The organism is Paenibacillus ehimensis NBRC 15659 (genome assembly GCF_004000785.1).
GTDB classification, from domain to species: domain Bacteria; phylum Bacillota; class Bacilli; order Paenibacillales; family NBRC-103111; genus Paenibacillus_G; species Paenibacillus_G ehimensis.
Window position 1 is genome coordinate 1 of sequence record NZ_BILX01000023.1, and the last position, 18,468, is coordinate 18,468.

Consider the following 18,468-nt stretch of genomic DNA (forward strand, 5'->3'; position numbering starts at 1 on the left):
ACAGCATGCCCGAATGTGACTTCGAGCGGCTGTCCTTTGCCGTTCTCTCAGGAGTACAGCCCTCCCTCCAGCCGGGAGCTGGGTCTGCAGGCGCCTAGCGGCACTTGGATGAGACTGGTAACGCCCTCCGCCTCCATCTTGTAAATGTTATCGCAATCGGCCGGGTTGAAGCTAAGAAGCGGATGCCCGTTAAGCCCGAGAGCGACCGCCGCGATCAACAGCCGCTGAACCAGCATCCCCGCTTCCATCTGCTGAATGCGGTACCCCCGAAAGCCGAGCGCATCCGCATAGTGGTTTCTGTCCGCGGCTACGTGCAGGCAAAGCGGAGTCTGGAACAAATTCACATTCCCTATCGTTATTCCCTGCTGCAGCAGCATTCTGTAGTCTCCCGGACGGATCAGCCGCAGCTCGTGAGCAAGCGCATCGTAACGGTAAGCGCCGTCGGGAATACCTTCGATTCCGTACAAACAGCCGTAAATAGATACCCGCCTTCCGGGCTCATGACCGGCCGGATCCAAATCGTTCGTATAAGGGAACGAAGCCGTTGCCTCGTGGAGTAAAGCGGCTGTCTGATGAGCATCAACCGGGTTAAAAACAAAGTCCAAGTGCGGCGAGTACCGTTTGCGAACGACCGAAGCCAGATCGAACGAAAGTCTTTGCGTTCTGGGCAGCGGGACCGTCTCCCCTCCGCCGGTCATCGTTCCTCCGATATTCGCGGCATCGAGCGGACCGAACGATTCCGTCGTTTCCATCAACGAAGCTTCGTTCATTCGAAGCAGCATCGGGTACTCTGTAGTGCGAAGCGAGCGGACGTAATGCTCATGCCGGATCGCGGGGAGCGCGGCACATAATTGGCGGGATGTCAAGACACCCGCTTCGGCTCCGCTGCCATAAAACCAGGCGCCCGTAGGCTGCAGCGATAAGGGGATGACCGCATACACGCTCTCCTCCTGTTCGGCAAGACCAAGCAAGTGATTAACGGCCCGGTCGAGAAAACGGAAGTATACCCCCGTATGAAATCCGAACCGTTTGGCGGTTTCGAGCAGCTGTCCGATGAGCGCGCCGGCGTCAAGTCCTTGCAGACGATAGCCGAAGTTATTGTATTTATAAAAATTTTTCCAGTATATGGTAGACACAAACACCGCCCCGAAACAAGCCGAAAGGTCGCAGCGGTCCCCCAGCCCCCGGGCCAGATAAGCATCAAAATCGCCAAGACGAAGCAAGACGAGACGATGATGCGCCGTATCGTAATGATAGAGCCCGACAGGCAAATCGTCCGTTTTCAAGTACACGTACAACTCGCTCGGATACAGGGAGCCGCCGGAAGGTGCGAACCTTCGGAGCGCGTGGAATACGCTGGTCTCTCCCTCCAGCCCTCCGTAATCCATGTAAAAGGCGGACTGGCACAGCTGTGCAAGCCCGTAAGCATACCAGAGAAAATGACCGATATCGCGAATTTCCGGCCTATCCGGCACGGGTCTTCCTTCAAGGGTCAGCGGCACTTCCGATGAGAGCGTAAAAGTCGGCAAGCCGCGGTACAGCTTATAAGCAAGCGGAGCGTTGTACCAGTCGGGTTCGAAGTCCGGCGGCCGGGAATGATCAGGATCGTAATGCAGCTTGTGCAAAAAAGACTTAAGGCTCACTGTACTCTCCCCCTTCGACAGGCTTACGGAAACGGATGCGGATGCGGATTGAGCTGTTCGACCGTGAGCGGCTGCTTCGTATAGCCAAGCTGCGCGGGAACCTTCAGTACCCGCTCCAGCCCGGTAACACGCGTCAAATGATGCCCGAACGTCATCGGCAGCATCCCCGGAATCAGCACTTTGACGCAGGCTAACCCATTTCGCTTCAATTCGGGCGAGGTCTGATCGACTACGATCACATCCAGATTCAAGGAGCGGAATTTCTCCAAGATCATCTTCAAGTCGTCGGTAAGGTCCGCATGCAGGGCTTGCGGCGGGAACGCCTCCCGAAACGTCAGCGGAGGTCCGGGCTTTTTCCACAAGAAATCCAAACGCTTCTCCGTCTGCGGCAGGCCGTACAGCAGGGAGTGATGCTCCATCTCTCTCACTTGGAACGGATCCTCTGCCATCCGTTCGCTTTCCTGCCGCTTGGATTCGAATCGCTCATCCAGCGAGAGCATCATGCCCGCCAGCTCGAAGATCGCGCTTTTCAGCGCCCGGATCGGGTCGAGATGGGCTCCGGCCGCACAGATGAGGTTCATCCCGCGCGGTTTCAGGTTTTTCGCATAGGTCCAGATGCACGGGATGCCATGCTCCATCGTCGCATCGAACACGTGCAGCTCGTAGCCCGCCACCGCCTTCATCCGGTCGATCATCATATTCAGTTCGCGGTCACCGGCGGAATAAGGGTCGACACGGGAAAGCGGAAGCTGCGCATACCAGGTCAACAGGAATGAATCGCGTTCCAGCACTTCCATAATGCCGTGGAAAATGGCCTCCTCCATGCTGCCGCCCAAAGCGCATCCGTTGGACGTTTCATAGACAACGCCGTTTCCGCAGCCGAGGCTGTAATAAGCGAGCAGCTCCGGTACCAGAATGGGACGATTGTGTATGATAGAGCGGCCCCAGACCCAGTCCATCTCACGATCGGGATCGAACCGCCGGAACGGAAAATCAGGCCGCGCGTACTGCTCTTCCGCGTGGACTCCTACCTCGAGCGGATTTAACGCATGATCGGCGATCTCGCGGTAGCTTTTGCGAACCTTGGTCCATTTGCCTCGCGGAACTACACCGCAATGACGCTCCAAGCCTTCCAGTATCGCCGTCAGCTCGCTGTCCGCATAGGAGAGCGTCCGCCCGGAACTCGGTTCGTCTCCGCCGTAAAACGGAAGATTTACGGTAATATCGGCGAACGGCGACATCCCCTCTTTCATTTTGCCATTCATGAGCCCGGTCCGGAAATCCAAATAATCGCGGACAAGCACCTGCTTCAAATCATCGATCGAACGGCAGCGGAAGCTGTTCGGATGGACCTTCGGACTTGACCCAAGCGAGAAATTGGCCAGCTCCTCCGAATCTTCCGGCAAATCGCCGCAAATCGGGCACGTCGGATCGTGTAAAAAGAGATGGCGTGAAGTCTTCAAGGTTTTCAGATTCACCAGCAGGATTCGTTCCTCCAATTGAGGCTGTCCGCCGAGAAGCACGCGCCGGGCTTCCGCAGCCAGCAGAGTCGCCGCCTGCGTCAGTCCCGTACGGGAAGCCCAGGCGTCCTGTGGGATTCCGCCGCGTTCGGCAAGCTGCTGCTGCAGCACACGCAGCTCCCTGCGGTCGGTAGTGGCCATGAGCCGCCGCATGTCCGCGCATCTGGAGCATCCCTGAACGCCTGGCCGGACCAACGGTCCGATTAACGCCTCCCCAAAGGACACGAATCCCCGCAGCCACGGCACCTTGGCAGTCTGAAGCACCTCCTCCGCCTTATCCTGCACGGCAGGGAGCCAGCCATCCTGCGCAAGGATGACCAGATCAGCCGAACGGAATTCCTCCTCCTCAAGCTCGACCGTACGGATCACCCAAAAGGAAGAATGCAGTTCGGCGCATATCAAATCCGCCAGCACGCCTTTGCCGATAACGGCTACAACACTGCTCATGGCAAAACCTCCTCTCTCAGCGCAACGCCCAGGACGTGCACAGGCCCTTTATTCAAAAAGGGATCGAGCCTGTAATCAAATACATGCAGCTGTCTGCCGTGCTGCTTGAGCTGTTGTATGGCGGAGGCCAGCACGCTGGCCTGCGATGTTTCTTCGAAGGCTGGGACGGTCAAGCTGCGCGGCCGGACCTTCTTCGGTGCCCGGCTTGGAACCGAAGCAATCCGAACCTGAAGCCGGGGTTTTTGACTTTGAACCTCCGACAGCGCTTGGAGAAGAGCCCTTCGAAGCGCAAGGGTGATATGCAAATCGACGCCCGTGTACCATCTTCCGCCGATTTCCGCACGCACCACCGGGAAACCGAGCAGCTCTTCCTCCAGAACGAGGCCCGGCTCCCCCTGCAGCGTAGACAAGGATTTCAAATAATAACGGGCCAGCTCGTCATCCACCCTACTCAGCTGCACCGGAGTGACAAGCTGCTTTAGACCGGTCCGCCGAAGGTCCAGCTCTTCCGCCAGACACTTTCGCAAGCCCCGCCATACGGCTTCGGTCAGCGTCTCTCCCGCCCCGATGCCGACATATTCGTGCTCATGCAGACCGGCTGCATCCGTTTCCGACGGAACTGAAGCCTGCCGCGTAAGTTCAGCCAAACGGGACGTATAAGCTTCCAGCCCGGCAAGTGCCGACTCCCGTCTTGCTTCCTCATGCGTCAATCCTGTACCGACTATGGAAGGAAGCAGTTCAACCGGCCCGTCCGAGAGCGGATCCGCCACCTGAACCCGGCATTGCGCAAGCGGCAGCTGCTTTAAGTCGCCTTCGTCCCACTCATAAAAAATGCCCGTATCCGGCGAGGTTAACCGTTCACAATAATCCAGTAGCGGGCTGTGCCTTCCGCTTTGCGGCGCCGGGTCCGAATCCTGCATCAGCCGCAGCTCGATATCCGGAATCCGTTCAATCCGGTTGCAGCCGCTCACCATCGGGTGAGGCAGGAACGAGTACCAATCTCCTTCCAGCGTCTCCAGGTTCAGCAGATATACCGCCTGATTTCGCAGCGGATCGGCAGCCCCTGTTACCGTTTTGAACAGCTCGAACACGATCACATTCGACAGCAAGGCCCCGGCGTGGACAGAAAACGTGTGCTGCTGCGGATCTTGACGAAGAACGGGCTGATGAATGCGCCGCAGCGCAGACTCCCAACCGTTCCCGTCTTCCGGCCGCTCAAGAGGCCCTGCCAAACCCGCTTGCTGCAGGCAAATCGCGGGAAGAAAAAGCTTTCCTTCCTCTTTGCAGGCCGCATGGACGATCCGAAGCTTTTCGACATCCCCCTCCTGCGATACGTACATGACGGAATCGAACGGTTTCAGGACCTCCCGCCAAGCGGAAGCGTCCCGTCCGGGGTAAGCCACTTCCACAATATGTATTTCCGGATCGGATTTCCGGGCATGCTCCCCCAGCTCCTTCAACCGCTCGCGGTTGGTCGGCGAAGAATCGCCAATGGCCACTCCCATTCGAGGCAGCCCGGATTCCAGCAAGGCCGCCACCAATGAAACCAGAAAAGCACCGGAGCCAACCGCTAACACCTTCTGTTGGCGATACTGCTCGAAGCGGTGCGCGCCGGAACCTCCAAAATTGCTCAGAAATTCAATTTGCGAGCCGAACTTTTCAAGAATCCTTTCCGATAGCCGGTGAGGGAGGTCTCCGCTGACATCTCTTGCGAAGCCGTTTTGGATCAATAAAGCCGCAATATCGAACACGCGGCCTTTGTGCGGCTCCGGCAAGCCGTCCGTCAATTCCATAAGCGTGTAATTCCCGTTAAATACCGGTATCAGCTTCTCGACCCAACGATCAATGGACTCGCCTTCCAACCGGAACGAGCCCATGTTGTTTCTAAAATAGACCGCGCCGCTCGGATCGGGAACAAAAAAGGTGTCCCCATTGATTTTCGGGCGCACGGAAGCATCTAATATGGTCATCTCACTCCTCCTAATCCATACTTTTGGTCAATCCGGCCGGATGTTCACTGCTATCTTATGTAATGTCGTTTGTCCTTCTTGTCAATTATTTTCTAGGGCCGTTCCAGCCCCTGCGGTCCGGATCAAAGCAGCATTAGCAGGGGCTGATACTAGCGGGGCGATCCCGTTAATGACTTAACCGCAGCGTCCGCCGCAACGTCCGCAACCTCCGCAACCTCCGCAGCGTCCGCAGCGTCCGCCTCCGCATGCGCATGCGCAGCCTCCGCCGCAGAAGCAGCTGCAGAAGCAACGGAAGCAGCCGCAGCCGCATGGACAACGGAAACAACCGCAACCGCCGCAACCACCGCAACCGCCGCCACACAGACGAGAATCGGCTTCGTACTCGCCCTGATGTTGGAAAGGCGTCACCTGACCCGCATTGTAGGCCGCGACCTGCAACTGCTGAAGCTCATTCTGAAATTCACTCATGTTGAACATTCCCTCCGTCAAAATAAAGTAGTGCCGGCTCGAGCCGGAGACTGGCAAGAGATTGAAAGGAAGAACCCGGGCAAGAAGCGTGCTTCCGTGATCGCGCTTTCTCTGCTCTCGACAGAACATACAACATTTTTATGAATTTCGATCCGCATGTGTTACGGGGTGCCAAGCTTAATTCCGAATCATTTTTCAATAATGGTGAAAAGTAGGTTTTCATATCGGATAATGGCGAATAACCCGGACGACTTGTGTCATCCGGGTTATTGCGATAAGCGAATCCATGCTTCTTTATCCGCGGCGCTTCGGCTGTTTTACCCTCAGGGCCTTCGAACGGCGTGTCATTAAAGGAAGCGGCGCGCGCAGGACGAAGTCCTTCCAATCCCCGAGCCGGTAAGGAGCCGCCGGGCTCAAGTAAGGAATGCCGAAGCTCTTCAGCTTGGCCAAATGGCTGCATACCAGCAGGAAGAACAGGATAACCCCGTACAATCCGAAGATGGCCGCCGAAAACATCGTACCGAAGCGTATGATCCGCAAAGCAATTCCTGCGCTGTATTGAGGGATGGCAAACGAAGAAATCGCCGTAATGGCAACGACGATGACCATGATCGAGCTGACGATGCCGGCTTGTACCGCCGCTTCCCCGATGACCAGGCCGCCTACGATGCCGATGGTCTGGCCGATCGGCTTCGGCAAGCGCAAACCGGCCTCACGCAATATTTCGATCGATACTTCCATGATCAACGCTTCGATTAACGAGGGGAAGGGCACGCCCTCCCTTGAGCCTGCGATGGACACCGCCAATTTGGTAGGAATCAGCCCTTGATGGAACGAGATGAACGAAATGTAGAGTGCGGGTCCGATCGTGGAAATCAGCGCTGCGATATAACGCAGCACGCGCACGAGCGTGCCCGGGATCCAGCGCTCGTAATAATCCTCCGGGGATTGCAGCAGCATGCTGATGCTTACCGGCACAATCAGCGCAGACGGGGAGCCGTCCAGCAGGATCGCCACCCTGCCTTCCATCAGCGCGCTGTTTACCCGATCCGGCCGTTCCGTATTTTGCACTTGGGGAAACAGCGTAAGATGGTTGTCTTCGATAAATTGTTCGATATACCCGGAATCGGGAACGTCGTCTATATCGATCCGGGCGATGCGCTGCCGGACCTCCTGCACCAATGCGTCATTGGCAATGTCGCTGTTGTAAGCGATGGCTGCCGTTTTGGGAGCTTTGCGCCCCACCATGGTATATACGATACATAGGGTGTGGCTCCCGCCAAGCTGACGCAGCAGCGCGGTGTTATCCGCCAGGCTTTCGTTGAAGCTGACCCGCGGTCCCCGGACCAAAGATTCCGAGGACGGCTCGCCGAGACTGCGTTTTTTCTCGCTCCCGGTGGCCAGGACGAAGACGTTCGGGCAGCCGTCGATCAAGAGTCCGGCATTCCCTTTCCACAAACCGGGCAGCAAATCGCGGAGGTTCCCTGCTTCGCCCAGCCCGCTGACGGACAGGATGCGGTTTTTGATAAGCGGTGGCAGCCCTTCCGCGCAGCTTGGCATCGTAAAGTCGGACATCAGGGCGGGTAATATGTGCGTATCGATGTAGTTTTTGTCGGCGAGCTCCTTCACGATGACCAAGGCTGCCTTTATACGCGATTCGCCAACTCGAAACGTTCGGATCAAAAGGTCGTCATTGCGGCCTAATCTGTCTTGAAGCTCCGACAAGTCCTTCTCGAACGTTCCGGTAAAGTCATATAACCGCTCTTCCGCGTCAGGCTTGCTGCTGCTGCGGATCGCCAAAACCGATTTCAACCAAGCTCCCAGCTTGTACACACCATAGGGCACCAGACTGCACAGGACGGCTTGCAAAATAACTTCCCAATTCATCATATAAGTCGAAATAAACTTCCACATGCACGTCGCCCCCCATATTATGGTGGGCAAACCGGAATCTTGTTATGCGAAGCGACGGCTGAATAACAAAAATCCACCTATGCTTCCATAGATGGATTTCCGCCATGCTTCTATAAATATACGCTTATACCCAGCCTCTCCACTTGATGGCCTCGGCCATCCGCTTCAGCCCTACGATGTAAGCCGCCAATCGCATGTCCACTTTTTTGTCCGTCGAGGTCCGATACACATTGTGGAAGGAGGTTGTCAATATTTTTTCCAGCTTGTCTTGAACTTCTTCCTCCGACCAGTAGTAGCCTTGGTTGTTTTGCACCCATTCGAAATAGGAGACAACCACGCCGCCGGCGCTGGCAAGTACATCGGGAACGAGCAGAATGCCGCGGTTCGTCAAAATTTCGGTCGCCTTGAGCGTCGTCGGTCCGTTCGCCGCTTCAACGACAATGCGGGCCCTGATGTCCGGCGCATTCTCCTCCGTAAGCTGGTTCTCGATAGCTGCCGGAACCAGAATGTCGCATTCTTGGACGAGCAGCTCTTTATTCGTAATTTGCTGACTTTTAAAATAAGGCGTAACCGTTCCGAACGAATCCCGCTTGTCAAGCAGCGTCGGGATATCGAGGCCCTCCGGATCGTACAAAGCCCCGTAAGCATCGGAGATGCCTACGACCTTCGCTCCCGCTTCATGCAGGAATTGAGCCAGGAAGCTGCCTGCGTTTCCGAAGCCTTGGATGATAATGCGGGAGCCCGGAATTTCGATGCCTGCGATTTTGGCCGCCTCTTTCATGACGATCGTTACCCCGAGCGCGGTCGAGGACTCTCTGCCCGCAGAGCCTCCCAGTACGAGCGGCTTGCCGGTAATGAAGCCCGGAGAATCGAATTCGCGGATGCGGCTGTATTCGTCCATCATCCAAGCCATCACTTGCGAGTTGGTGAACACATCCGGCGCCGGAATGTCTTTGGTCGGTCCGACCAATTGGCTGATGGCGCGGACATAGCCGCGGCTCAAGCGCTCCAGCTCGCGGAAGGACATCGACCGCGGATCGCACTGGATTCCGCCCTTACCGCCGCCGTACGGCAGCCCCGTAATGCCGCATTTGATGCTCATCCACATGGACAGCGCTTTGACTTCCTCTTCCGTGACGTCCGGATGGAAGCGCACGCCGCCTTTCGTCGGTCCGACCGCGTCGTTATGCTGAGCGCGGTAGCCTGTAAATACTTTAATCGAGTCGTCGTCCATGCGAACCGGAATGCGCACCGTCAGCAGTCGAAGCGGCTCCTTCAACAAGTCGTATACATCGTCCTTATACCCCATTCGATCGAGAGCGGTACGGATAACTTCTTGCGTTCTTTCGAACAAGTTGAGCTTCTCTTGCGCTTGCGTAGGTTCATTCTTATCGTTCTGTTCGTTCTTTACGATCAAGGACACGTGGACTTCCCCCATGTTGTTATATTGGTTTGCGCGGGCCCGGCAGATCGGATATCTGGCTTGCCCAGCATTTGCCCTCAATAAGGTATAACACAAAAAGAAATATTGTACAATATATAATTATTTATAACCTTCTATTTAGTGAATAGTTTCCTTTATTATGCTGCTTTGGGTCAACCTACAAGGCCTCATCCTATGAAAATGCGGGCTTATTGCATGTCGGCCGAATAACCGGGAAAACGGAAGAAAGCACACGGACTGCACTATTAAGAGGATTGTTCGGCTCAACTGGAGAAAGTATATACATAGAACCGACTTTACGCTGTGATGATGGTTACAAACAATCATGTTGGCGAAATTTTTCATGCCAACTTCGATTGCGTTTCTTGGATGACACATTTATACGGCGACTCGTCCGAACGTTGTCGCAGGCGGAAATCCGGCAAAATAAAAGGAGATATCGAAGACATAAGTCTTAACGATATCTCCTTAGCCGTTCCGTCTCCACTGCCACGAGTCCGCACAGCTCACGATCTTTCATACGCTATAATAGGGCCGCTTCCTTCAAATGAATCCTGTAGCTCTTCACAAGCGTATCGCCATTGCGCATATCCTTGTCGAAGGCGCGCTCGAAGCCTAAGCGCTCATACAATTTAACCGCGGACTCCATGATGTCCGACGTATGTAAATGCAGCGTAGCCGCCCCGAATGCCAGGGAGCGCTTGGCGCTTTCTTGAATTAACAGCGTCGCAATTCCGCGTCCTCTCGCGGCCGGCGAAACCGACAGAAAGCGAATGATCGGCGATTGAATCCCAAGCTCCGGCATGCCGTAAGCGGCGTCGGAGGACAAGAACAGCTGCACGCTGCCGACCACCTTCCCCGCAAGCTCGGCAACGATCCGGGCCGCGGGACCGTCTCCGTCGACGGAGGCCCGGATCGATTCCCGGTACGGCTCCCACCGGGCGGGAGGCAGCACCGTCCGGTACTGCTCATATGCTTCCAGCATGACCGCCAGAATCGATTCCCGGTCAAGCTCCGTCGCATCGCGAATCCGTATTTTTTCCGAGCTCCCCATAGCACCCCACCCGTTTCCTTAAACTCCATCCGATGCGCCGATTTGCAGCGAGTTTATTTCCACTAAACACATCGGATATGGTGTATTTGTTTTTCACTGTATCATCGGGTGGTTATGGCGTCAAGATGCCGGGTAATTGACATTTTCAATCGAAAAATAGAAAAATTCGATCCTTACGGCTGCTGATTTCCCCATGTCTCATGATAGATGAGGTCCTGCAAGGAGCGGCGCTTTTCCCATTGGGCCGTCTCCAGAATCGGCTTCTCCGGGTAATTCTCCGTGTACCCGACCGACAGCAGCGCGACCGGTTCGATATGCGGCGGGATTCCCAGAATCTCGCGCACGTCGTTTTTCTTATAAAAGCTTACCCATCCCATAGCAAGCCCTTCCACACAGGCGGCCAGCCACATGTTTTGGATCGCGCAGGCGACGGACAGCATGTCGGTCTCGGGAATCGAATTCCGGCCGAGCACATGGGCGCCTCCCCGGGTAGGATCGCATGTAATGCAGATCGTCAGCGGAGCTTGCTTCAGCCCTTCCACCTTAAGGCTTAAGAATTGGTCTTGCCGTTGGCCTTCGTAATGGATCGCCAGCGCCCTTCTTTCCTTGTCAGCGGCCCAGGCCAGCCTTTCCTTCAACGGCTCCGAAGTCACCAGGATAAAGTTCCAAGGCTGCATGAAGCCGACGGACGGCGCATGGTGGCCGGCGTGAAGCACGTTCGTCACCGCTTCCTCCGGAATCGGGTCCGGCAGGAAGGAACGGACATCCCTTCTCGTATAGACGACCTTGTATAGAGCTTCCTTTTCCTGCTCCGTAAACATACGATCCCTCCCAGGGCGATTAATTGTAGATTAAACCACCCGCTTTCTTGAATTCCTTGGACTTATCCTCCAAGCCTTTCTCGATCGCGGCGCGGTCTTCCAATCCGTGTTGTTTAGCATATTCCCGTATATCCTGCGTAATACGCATGCTGCAAAACTTGGGGCCGCACATCGAGCAAAAATGGGCCGTCTTCGCGCCTTCCGCCGGAAGCGTCTCATCGTGATACTCCAGCGCTCTTTCGGGATCGAGCGACAGATGAAACTGATCCCGCCAGCGGAATTCGAACCGCGCCTTCGACAGCGCGTCATCCCGCTCCTGCGCGCCCGGATGGCCCTTGGCCAAGTCGGCCGCATGCGCTGCGATTTTGTAGGCGATGACGCCTTCCCGCACGTCGTTCTTGTTGGGAAGCCCCAAATGCTCCTTCGGGGTGACATAGCACAGCATCGCCGTCCCGAACCAGCCGATCATCGCCGCGCCGATGGCCGAAGTAATGTGATCGTAGCCGGGCGCAATGTCGGTCGTGAGCGGCCCGAGCGTATAGAACGGCGCCTCCTGGCACACCTCAAGCTGCCGGTCCACATTCTCCTTGATCAAATGCATCGGCACATGGCCGGGGCCTTCGATCATCACCTGGACGTCGTGCTTCCAAGCGATTTGCGTCAGCTCGCCCAGCGTATCCAGCTCCGCAAACTGCGCCTCGTCGTTCGCATCGGCGATGGACCCCGGACGCAGGCCGTCCCCAAGCGAAAAAGCGACGTCGTACGTTTTCATAATTTCGCAGATTTCTTCAAAGTGCGTGTACAAGAAATTTTCCTGATGATGCGCCAGACACCACGAAGCCATAATCGACCCGCCCCGGGATACGATCCCGGTCACGCGCTTCGCGGTCAGCGGAATGTACCGCAGCAGCACCCCGGCATGGATCGTAAAATAATCGACGCCCTGCTCCGCCTGCTCGATCAGCGTATCCCGGTAGATTTCCCAGGATAATTCCTCCGCTTTTCCGCCGACCTTCTCAAGCGCCTGATACAACGGCACCGTCCCGATCGGAACCGGAGAATTGCGGACGATCCATTCGCGGGTCGTATGAATGTGCTTGCCGGTCGACAGGTCCATGACCGTATCCGCTCCCCAACGCGTCGCCCACCGCATCTTTTCCACTTCTTCGTCGATTGACGAAGCGACGGCGGAATTGCCGATGTTCGCATTGATCTTCACGAGGAAATTCCGGCCGATAATCATCGGCTCGCTTTCCGGGTGGTTAATGTTCGACGGAATGATCGCACGGCCGCGCGCCACCTCGCTGCGCACGAACTCAGGGGTTACATTTTCGCGGATAGCTATATATTCCATCTCGGGCGTGATAATTCCTTTTTTGGCGTAGTGCATCTGGGTGACATTGGCACCCGGCTTGGCCCGCAGCGGACGGCGCTGTGCACCGGGAAACCATTCCTGCCGCCGGGGCCCCTCTTCCTCCTTGAAGCCGTTGTCTTCCGGCTTTACCGCTCTTCCGTCATACGCTTCGACGTCGCCCCGTTCCATAATCCAGCCCAGCCGGTTGGCCGGAAGCCCCTGCCGGATGTCCGTCCGGACATCGCCGTCCGTGTACGGACCGCTGCTGTCGTATACGCGTACGGGCGCATTGGTCGTTTCCCCTTCCGCACTCACCGTCGGACTCAAGGCAATTTCCCGCATCGGGACCCGAATGTCGCCGCGGGAGCCTTGAACATACACCTTCCTGCTCCCGGGAAATCCCGTTACATCCGGCGTGGCATGCTGGTTTGGTTTGTTTTCGCTTGTCATTTTCAATTCCTCCTCGAATGAATGTGAGCAAGCGGGGAACGTAAAGCATACAAAAAAGACCGCAACGGCAAAGAAGCGGTCTTTGTGTATACAAAGGCTACGTGTTTCCTCCGCTGGCATTACCCAGATCAGGTTTAACGGTCGATAACATCCGGTTATCCTCTCAGCCTGGCTTCACCAAGCTCCCGCGCATATGAAGTTGTCAGTACAAGAATAACCCGAGCTCCGCTAAAAATCAACAGCCAGCGTAAATTTTTCTAAAATGCCGGGACGACCGCCACGCCGTATTTGTCTTCGATAAACTTCTTCACCTCCGGCGTCGTCAAAGCGGCATCGAGCTTCTTCACCTCGTCCCGCGTCTCGTCTCCCTTGCGCACGACGATGACATTGGCGTAAGGCGATTTCGAATCTTCCCGGAACAAAGCCGATTTCGGATCGATTTTGGCTTCCAGCACGAGGTTCGTATTGATAATCGCGCCTTCCAGATCGGGGAGCGACCGGGGCAACGTTGCAGAATCGGCTTCGACGAATTTCAGCTTCTTCGGATTGTCGGCGACATCCTTAGGCGTCGCTTCGTACGTAGTCAGGCCGTCCTTGAGCTTGATCAGCCCCTGCTGCTGCAGCAGCATCAGCGCGCGGTATTCGTTGGACGGATTGTTCGGAATGCCGATGCGCGCCCCCTCCTTGATCTCGTCCTTGGATTTCAGCTTGCTCGAATAGAAGCCGATCGGCTCCACATGAACCTTGGTCGTGACGGCAAAATCATAGCCTTTCTCGCCCTTGACCGAATCCAGATAAGGAACGTGCTGGAAGTAGTTTGCGTCGATCTGCTTGTCTTTCAGCGCAGGGTTCAGCTGCCCTTCGTCGTCGTAAACGACCACTTCGAGGTTGACCCCCTGCTCCTTCAGCTTCGGCTTGACGAAGTTCAAAATTTCCGCATGCGGCACGGCGGCCGCCCCGATTTTCAGCGTCGCTTCTTTCGCCGGTTTCGCCGAGCCTCCGGCATCGCCTTGCGCCGCGGACTTCGTGTCCGGGGCCTGCCCGGTGCCGCCCGAGGCGCAGCCCGAAACGATAGCCCCGATAATGATCAAGATGGATGTGAGAGAGTAAAGACTTTTTTTCCCCATGCCTACACCTACTTTCTATAATTAAAATGATGAAAATCCCCCATTTGATGCCTGCGCTTAATCCAGCTTGTAACGCTTCTTGTCGATCGATTTGGCGAGGTAGTCGCCCGACCATTGGATGATCTGAACCAATGCGATGATGAGCAGGACGGTCGCGATCAAGACGTCCTCGCGAAACCTCTGATACCCGAAGCGTATGGCCAGACTGCCCAGACCGCCCGCCCCGATCGCGCCGGCTACGGCGGTGAATTCCGTAATCGCAATGACCGCGATCGTCATCGCGCGGACAAGCGCCGGCAGCGCTTCGGGAATTAGCACCCTGAAAATAATCGTGAGCGGCGAGGCGCCGACCGCTTTGGCCGCCTCGATCTTGCCCGCGCTCACCTCCTTGAGCGAATTCTCGATCACCCGGCCCAGGAAGGGCGCCGCGCCGATCGAGAGCGACACAATAGCGGCCGTCGGGCCGAGCGAGGTGCCGACGATCAGCCTGGAGAGCGGCAGCAGCAGAATGATCAGAATAATGAAGGGCAGCGAACGGACGCTGTTGATGACCGTCCCGATGATTTTGTGCAGCAGCGGCGCTTCGAGGATGCCGCCCTTCTCCGTAACGACGAGCGTAATGCCCAGCGCAATGCCGAGAACGAGCGCGAAGACGGAAGACCAAAGCACCATGTAGACCGTCTCGCCAAGTCCCTGCAGCAGCAGCTCGATCAGATCGTCTCTCATATGCCCGCCCCCACTCCTTCCATCACAGACCGCCTGTCGCGGTAATGCTCCAGTATGCGGACGAATCTTCGCGCCGTATCGCTCTCGGGATTCAGGAACAGCTTGTCGACCGGCCCGGTCTCGACGATTTGGCCGCGCTCGATCACCGCCATGCTGCGGCAAATATGCTGCAGCACGTCCAGCTCATGCGTGATCAGGACGACGGTCAGCTTAAGCTGACGGTTGATGTCGCTGAGCAGTTCCAGTATGGAGTAGGTCGTCTGCGGATCGAGCGCCGACGTCGCTTCGTCGCTGAGCAGCACGTCGGGCTCGTTCACCAGCGCTCTGGCGATGCCGACCCGCTGCTTCTGCCCGCCGCTGAGCTGCGACGGATAGGCGTTCTCTTTGTCGCCAAGGCCGACAAGGTCGAGAATTTCCCGGACCCGCCCGTGGATGTGCGCTTTCGGATGTCCCGCGACCTGCAAGGGAAACGCGACGTTCTGGTACACCGTCTTCGCGTCCAGCAAATTAAACTGCTGAAAAATCATGCCGATTTTTTGCCGGGCCAGCCGCAGCTCCTTTCCTTTCAAGTCCGTAATGACCGTGCCCTCGATCTCGATGCTGCCGGAATCCGGCTCCTCCAGCCGGTTGAGGCAGCGGATCAACGTCGATTTGCCCGCCCCGCTGAAGCCGATAATGCCGAAAATATCCCCCTTTTCGATCTGCAAGCTGACGTTCTGAAGTGCAGGAAATGCGCCTGACGACGTTCTGTACGATTTGCTAAGATTGCGAATGACGATCATTCCTTCACCTGCTTCTCGGGATAAAAATAAAAAAAACCAAGCGTCGCCCCGCAGCCATAGCTCGGGGAAAGCTTAGTTTCCAGTGGACTGGTCAACTAATTATGCATGTTGTCGTCTTAATTCCGACTATACCGATTTCATTTATTTAATTTAAAGGATGGACCGGGTGATGTCAAGAACTTTTGCATGGAACGTCCCGCGGGAAACGAACGCCCAGAAGCAGTCGGAGCGCCGGGATCCCGGGACAACGCCCATGCCGGGGTTTATTCGCGGATGCCCTGCTTCACTCCCGCCGCTTGCTTTACTTAACTGGACAACACTTTTGCAAACAATGCCGCCGCCTCCTGACGAAGCATCGGCTGCGGCGCCTTGTTGTCGACGGAGCCGTCCTCCGCTTCCTGCACCTCGGGCCCGTACAGGCCATTCCCGATCATAAAACATGGCTAAGAAATGGATATTGACAATCGATCAGGGATTTGCTGGACTTTAGTCCCGGATGCGATGAGGAATTGACGGGGTTATAAGATCATGTTAAATTATAACAAATTAAACACATTGATTAACTCGGATATATGGAGGTATGGCTTGTGACCCGAAAAAGACAAATCAAACTGTCCGCCTACTTGGTCGGCACCGGCATGCATGTCGCTTCGTGGCGGCATCCCGAAGCCCAAGCGGATGCGAGTATCGACATCGATTATTACAAGCGTCTCGCGCAGCTTGCCGAACGCGGAAAATTCGATATCGCCTTCATCGCCGACAGCCTCGCGATCAACGAAGCGTCCCATCCGAATATTTTGAACCGTTACGAACCGATCACGCTCATTACCGCGCTGGCCGGCGCCACCTCGAAGATCGGCGTCGTCGCCACCGCCTCTACCTCGTACATCGAGCCGTTCAATCTGGCCCGCCTTTTTATGTCGGCCGATCACATCAGCAAAGGCCGGGTCGGCTGGAATATCATCACGACCCGGGACTTGTCCGGAAATACGGCGCTCAACTTCGGAGGCAAGGAGCATTACGAGCACTCGCTGCGCTATAAGCGCGCGGAGGAGTTCCTCGAAGTCGTCAAGGGATTGTGGGATTCGTGGGAGGACGACGCTTTTGTCCGCAACAAGGAGACCGGGCAGTTTTTCGACCGTGGCAAGCTGCACCGGATCAACCACCAAGGCGGGTTTTTCGCCGTGCAAGGTCCGCTCAACATCGGCCGGTCCCCGCAGGGTCATCCCGTTCTCGTGCAGGCCGGCAATTCCGAATCCGGGCAAAGCTTTGCCGCAGGCTCGGCGGAGGTTATATTTTCCATCAAATACGATATCGACGATGCGAAGCAGTTTTACCGTTCCTTCAAGAGCAAGGTCGCCGCTGCGGGAAGGTCGGCCGACGACGTGTATATTTTGCAGGGCATCTCTCCGGTCATCGCCGAAACGGAGGAAGCGGCGAAGCGGAAGCTCAAGCAGCTGGAGTCCTACATTACCGAGGAGACGGGCATCGGCTTCTTGTCCGACTATTTCCCAAGCGTCGATTTTACGGGAGCCACCCTCGATTCGAGAGCGGCGGACTTCGGGCTGGACCGGCTGCCGGAAACGAAATCCGATTACATCAAGCACCGGCCCGTCATTGCCAAGGAAAACCCGACGCTGCGGGAGGTGTATTCCTTATTGACCGGTTCGTTCAGCAGCGAGCATTTCGTCGGCACGCCGGAGAAAATTGCGGATACGCTGGAAACCTGGTTCACGGAAAGAGCCGCCGACGGCTTTATGCTGATGGCTCCCCTGCTTCCGCAAGGCTTGGAGGATTTCGTGGAGCACGTCGTGCCCCTGCTGCAGCAAAGAGGTCTGTTCCGTACGGAGTACGAGGGCAGTACGCTGAGAGACCATTTCCACCTCCCGAAGCCGCAGAACCGGTTCGCCGCCGCCAGAGCGGAGCAGCCGCAGCTTTAGCTTGCCAGAATGACAAAAGACCGGGCTCCTTCACCTGCGAAGGAGTTCCGGTCTTTCGATTGATGGATGGTAACCGTCGTCTTGTCGGACGAGGAGCTCATCCGTTTACATTTGCAGCACGCTGAGCTTGTCCTTCACCTGCTCGACCAGCTTCCGGGCGTCTGCTTGATTGTTCACGACGTCCGTCTGGTCCATATCGACGATTAACACGTCGGACTGCTTGTAATATTGCATCAGCCACTCGTCGTACCCTTTCCATAAGTACCGGTAATACTCGACAAGCGATTCGTCCTGCTCGAAATCGCGTCCGCGCAGCGAAATGCGCCGCAGCACCGTCTCGAACGAGCCTTTCAAATATACCATCAGATCGGGAGCTTTCTTCGGCAGCTCCTCCAGCTCTTCGAGCATATTGTTTGCAAGATTCTCGTACACTTGAAACTCCAGATCGTTGATGCGTCCGAGCTCGCGGTTTACTTTTGCAAAATACCAGTCTTCGTAGATGCTCCGGTCCAAAACGTTGCGGTTGCTCCGCAGCGCCTTCTTGATCGACTTAAACCGGCTGTCCAGAAAGTATAACTGAAGTAAAAACGGGTACCGGTGCTTCTCGATCTCTTCCTTCGACGCCGTATAGAAAAGCGGCAAAATCGGATTATCGTCCACGCTCTCGTAAAATACTTCCGATCCGAGCTCCCGCCCCAGCAATTCGGCGACGGACGTTTTCCCCAGACCGATCATTCCCCCGACAACAATCACTGACATTGTCCCCTTTCTCCTTATGCCGCTTCCGTGAAGCTTATCTTTTTAACAA

15 protein-coding genes and 1 riboswitch are annotated in these 18,468 nt (G+C 56.1%); of the genes, 1 reads left to right on the top strand and 14 read right to left on the bottom strand.

Annotation, left to right across the window (positions count from 1 at the left end; translation table 11 throughout):
- Window positions 1–47 precede the first annotated feature (47 nt).
- The 13 genes from PEH01S_RS15035 to PEH01S_RS35815 form a co-directional block, all read right to left on the bottom strand.
- Entirely contained in the window at window positions 48–1,643 is a 1,596-nt protein-coding gene (locus PEH01S_RS15035) for a SagB family peptide dehydrogenase (RefSeq protein WP_127486383.1), read from the bottom strand.
- Between the two features lie 23 nt (window positions 1,644–1,666).
- Window positions 1,667–3,610 carry a TOMM precursor leader peptide-binding protein gene (locus PEH01S_RS15040; RefSeq protein ID WP_127486385.1) on the bottom strand — a complete coding sequence of 648 codons (1,944 nt, stop codon included), beginning with the start codon at window positions 3,608–3,610 and terminating at the stop codon, window positions 1,667–1,669.
- The gene (locus PEH01S_RS15045; protein ID WP_127486388.1) at window positions 3,607–5,580 is read right to left on the bottom strand and encodes a putative thiazole-containing bacteriocin maturation protein; all 1,974 of its coding nucleotides are present in this window, start codon (window positions 5,578–5,580) and stop codon (window positions 3,607–3,609) included. The genes PEH01S_RS15040 and PEH01S_RS15045 overlap by 4 nt, the downstream gene beginning before the upstream one ends.
- Window positions 5,581–5,754: 174 nt before the next feature.
- Window positions 5,755–6,177: a heterocycloanthracin/sonorensin family bacteriocin gene (locus tag PEH01S_RS36150; protein ID WP_407669435.1), complete on the bottom strand. Its 423-nt coding sequence runs from the start codon at window positions 6,175–6,177 to the stop codon at window positions 5,755–5,757.
- A 165-nt stretch (window positions 6,178–6,342) separates the two neighbouring features.
- Complete coding sequence (locus tag PEH01S_RS15055) at window positions 6,343–7,962, bottom strand: spore germination protein (RefSeq protein WP_127486391.1); 1,620 nt, start codon at window positions 7,960–7,962, stop codon at window positions 6,343–6,345.
- A 124-nt stretch (window positions 7,963–8,086) separates the two neighbouring features.
- On the bottom strand, window positions 8,087–9,271 hold the full coding sequence (locus PEH01S_RS15060) for a Glu/Leu/Phe/Val family dehydrogenase (protein WP_246062932.1): 1,185 nt from the start codon (window positions 9,269–9,271) through the stop codon (window positions 8,087–8,089).
- 658 nt (window positions 9,272–9,929) lie between these two features.
- A complete protein-coding gene (locus PEH01S_RS15070; protein ID WP_025850568.1) occupies window positions 9,930–10,460 on the bottom strand; it encodes a GNAT family N-acetyltransferase in 531 nt (176 codons plus the stop codon).
- 173 nt (window positions 10,461–10,633) lie between these two features.
- The gene (bluB, locus tag PEH01S_RS15075) at window positions 10,634–11,281 is read right to left on the bottom strand and encodes a 5,6-dimethylbenzimidazole synthase (RefSeq protein WP_025850569.1); all 648 of its coding nucleotides are present in this window, start codon (window positions 11,279–11,281) and stop codon (window positions 10,634–10,636) included.
- Window positions 11,282–11,300: 19 nt separating this feature from the next.
- Window positions 11,301–13,085 (bottom strand): phosphomethylpyrimidine synthase ThiC, encoded by a 1,785-nt coding sequence (gene thiC / locus PEH01S_RS15080; protein ID WP_127486393.1) that lies wholly within the window; start codon window positions 13,083–13,085, stop codon window positions 11,301–11,303.
- Between the two features lie 88 nt (window positions 13,086–13,173).
- Window positions 13,174–13,284: riboswitch (TPP riboswitch) on the bottom strand.
- 58 nt (window positions 13,285–13,342) lie between these two features.
- Window positions 13,343–14,212: a MetQ/NlpA family ABC transporter substrate-binding protein gene (locus tag PEH01S_RS15085; protein WP_025850571.1), complete on the bottom strand. Its 870-nt coding sequence runs from the start codon at window positions 14,210–14,212 to the stop codon at window positions 13,343–13,345.
- A gap of 57 nt (window positions 14,213–14,269) precedes the next feature.
- Complete coding sequence (locus PEH01S_RS15090) at window positions 14,270–14,938, bottom strand: methionine ABC transporter permease (RefSeq protein ID WP_025850572.1); 669 nt, start codon at window positions 14,936–14,938, stop codon at window positions 14,270–14,272.
- Window positions 14,935–15,720 (bottom strand): methionine ABC transporter ATP-binding protein, encoded by a 786-nt coding sequence (locus PEH01S_RS15095; RefSeq protein ID WP_025850573.1) that lies wholly within the window; start codon window positions 15,718–15,720, stop codon window positions 14,935–14,937. The genes PEH01S_RS15090 and PEH01S_RS15095 overlap by 4 nt, the downstream gene beginning before the upstream one ends.
- A gap of 305 nt (window positions 15,721–16,025) precedes the next feature.
- Entirely contained in the window at window positions 16,026–16,154 is a 129-nt protein-coding gene (locus tag PEH01S_RS35815) for a hypothetical protein (protein ID WP_275452163.1), read from the bottom strand.
- A gap of 153 nt (window positions 16,155–16,307) precedes the next feature.
- Here PEH01S_RS35815 and PEH01S_RS15100 point away from each other — a divergent pair, with 153 nt between their 5' ends.
- Window positions 16,308–17,660: an LLM class flavin-dependent oxidoreductase gene (locus tag PEH01S_RS15100; RefSeq protein WP_127486395.1), complete on the top strand. Its 1,353-nt coding sequence runs from the start codon at window positions 16,308–16,310 to the stop codon at window positions 17,658–17,660.
- Window positions 17,661–17,765: 105 nt separating this feature from the next.
- Here PEH01S_RS15100 and PEH01S_RS15105 read toward each other — a convergent pair whose 3' ends face one another.
- On the bottom strand, window positions 17,766–18,419 hold the full coding sequence (locus PEH01S_RS15105) for a deoxynucleoside kinase (protein ID WP_025850575.1): 654 nt from the start codon (window positions 18,417–18,419) through the stop codon (window positions 17,766–17,768).
- Window positions 18,420–18,468 lie beyond the last annotated feature (49 nt).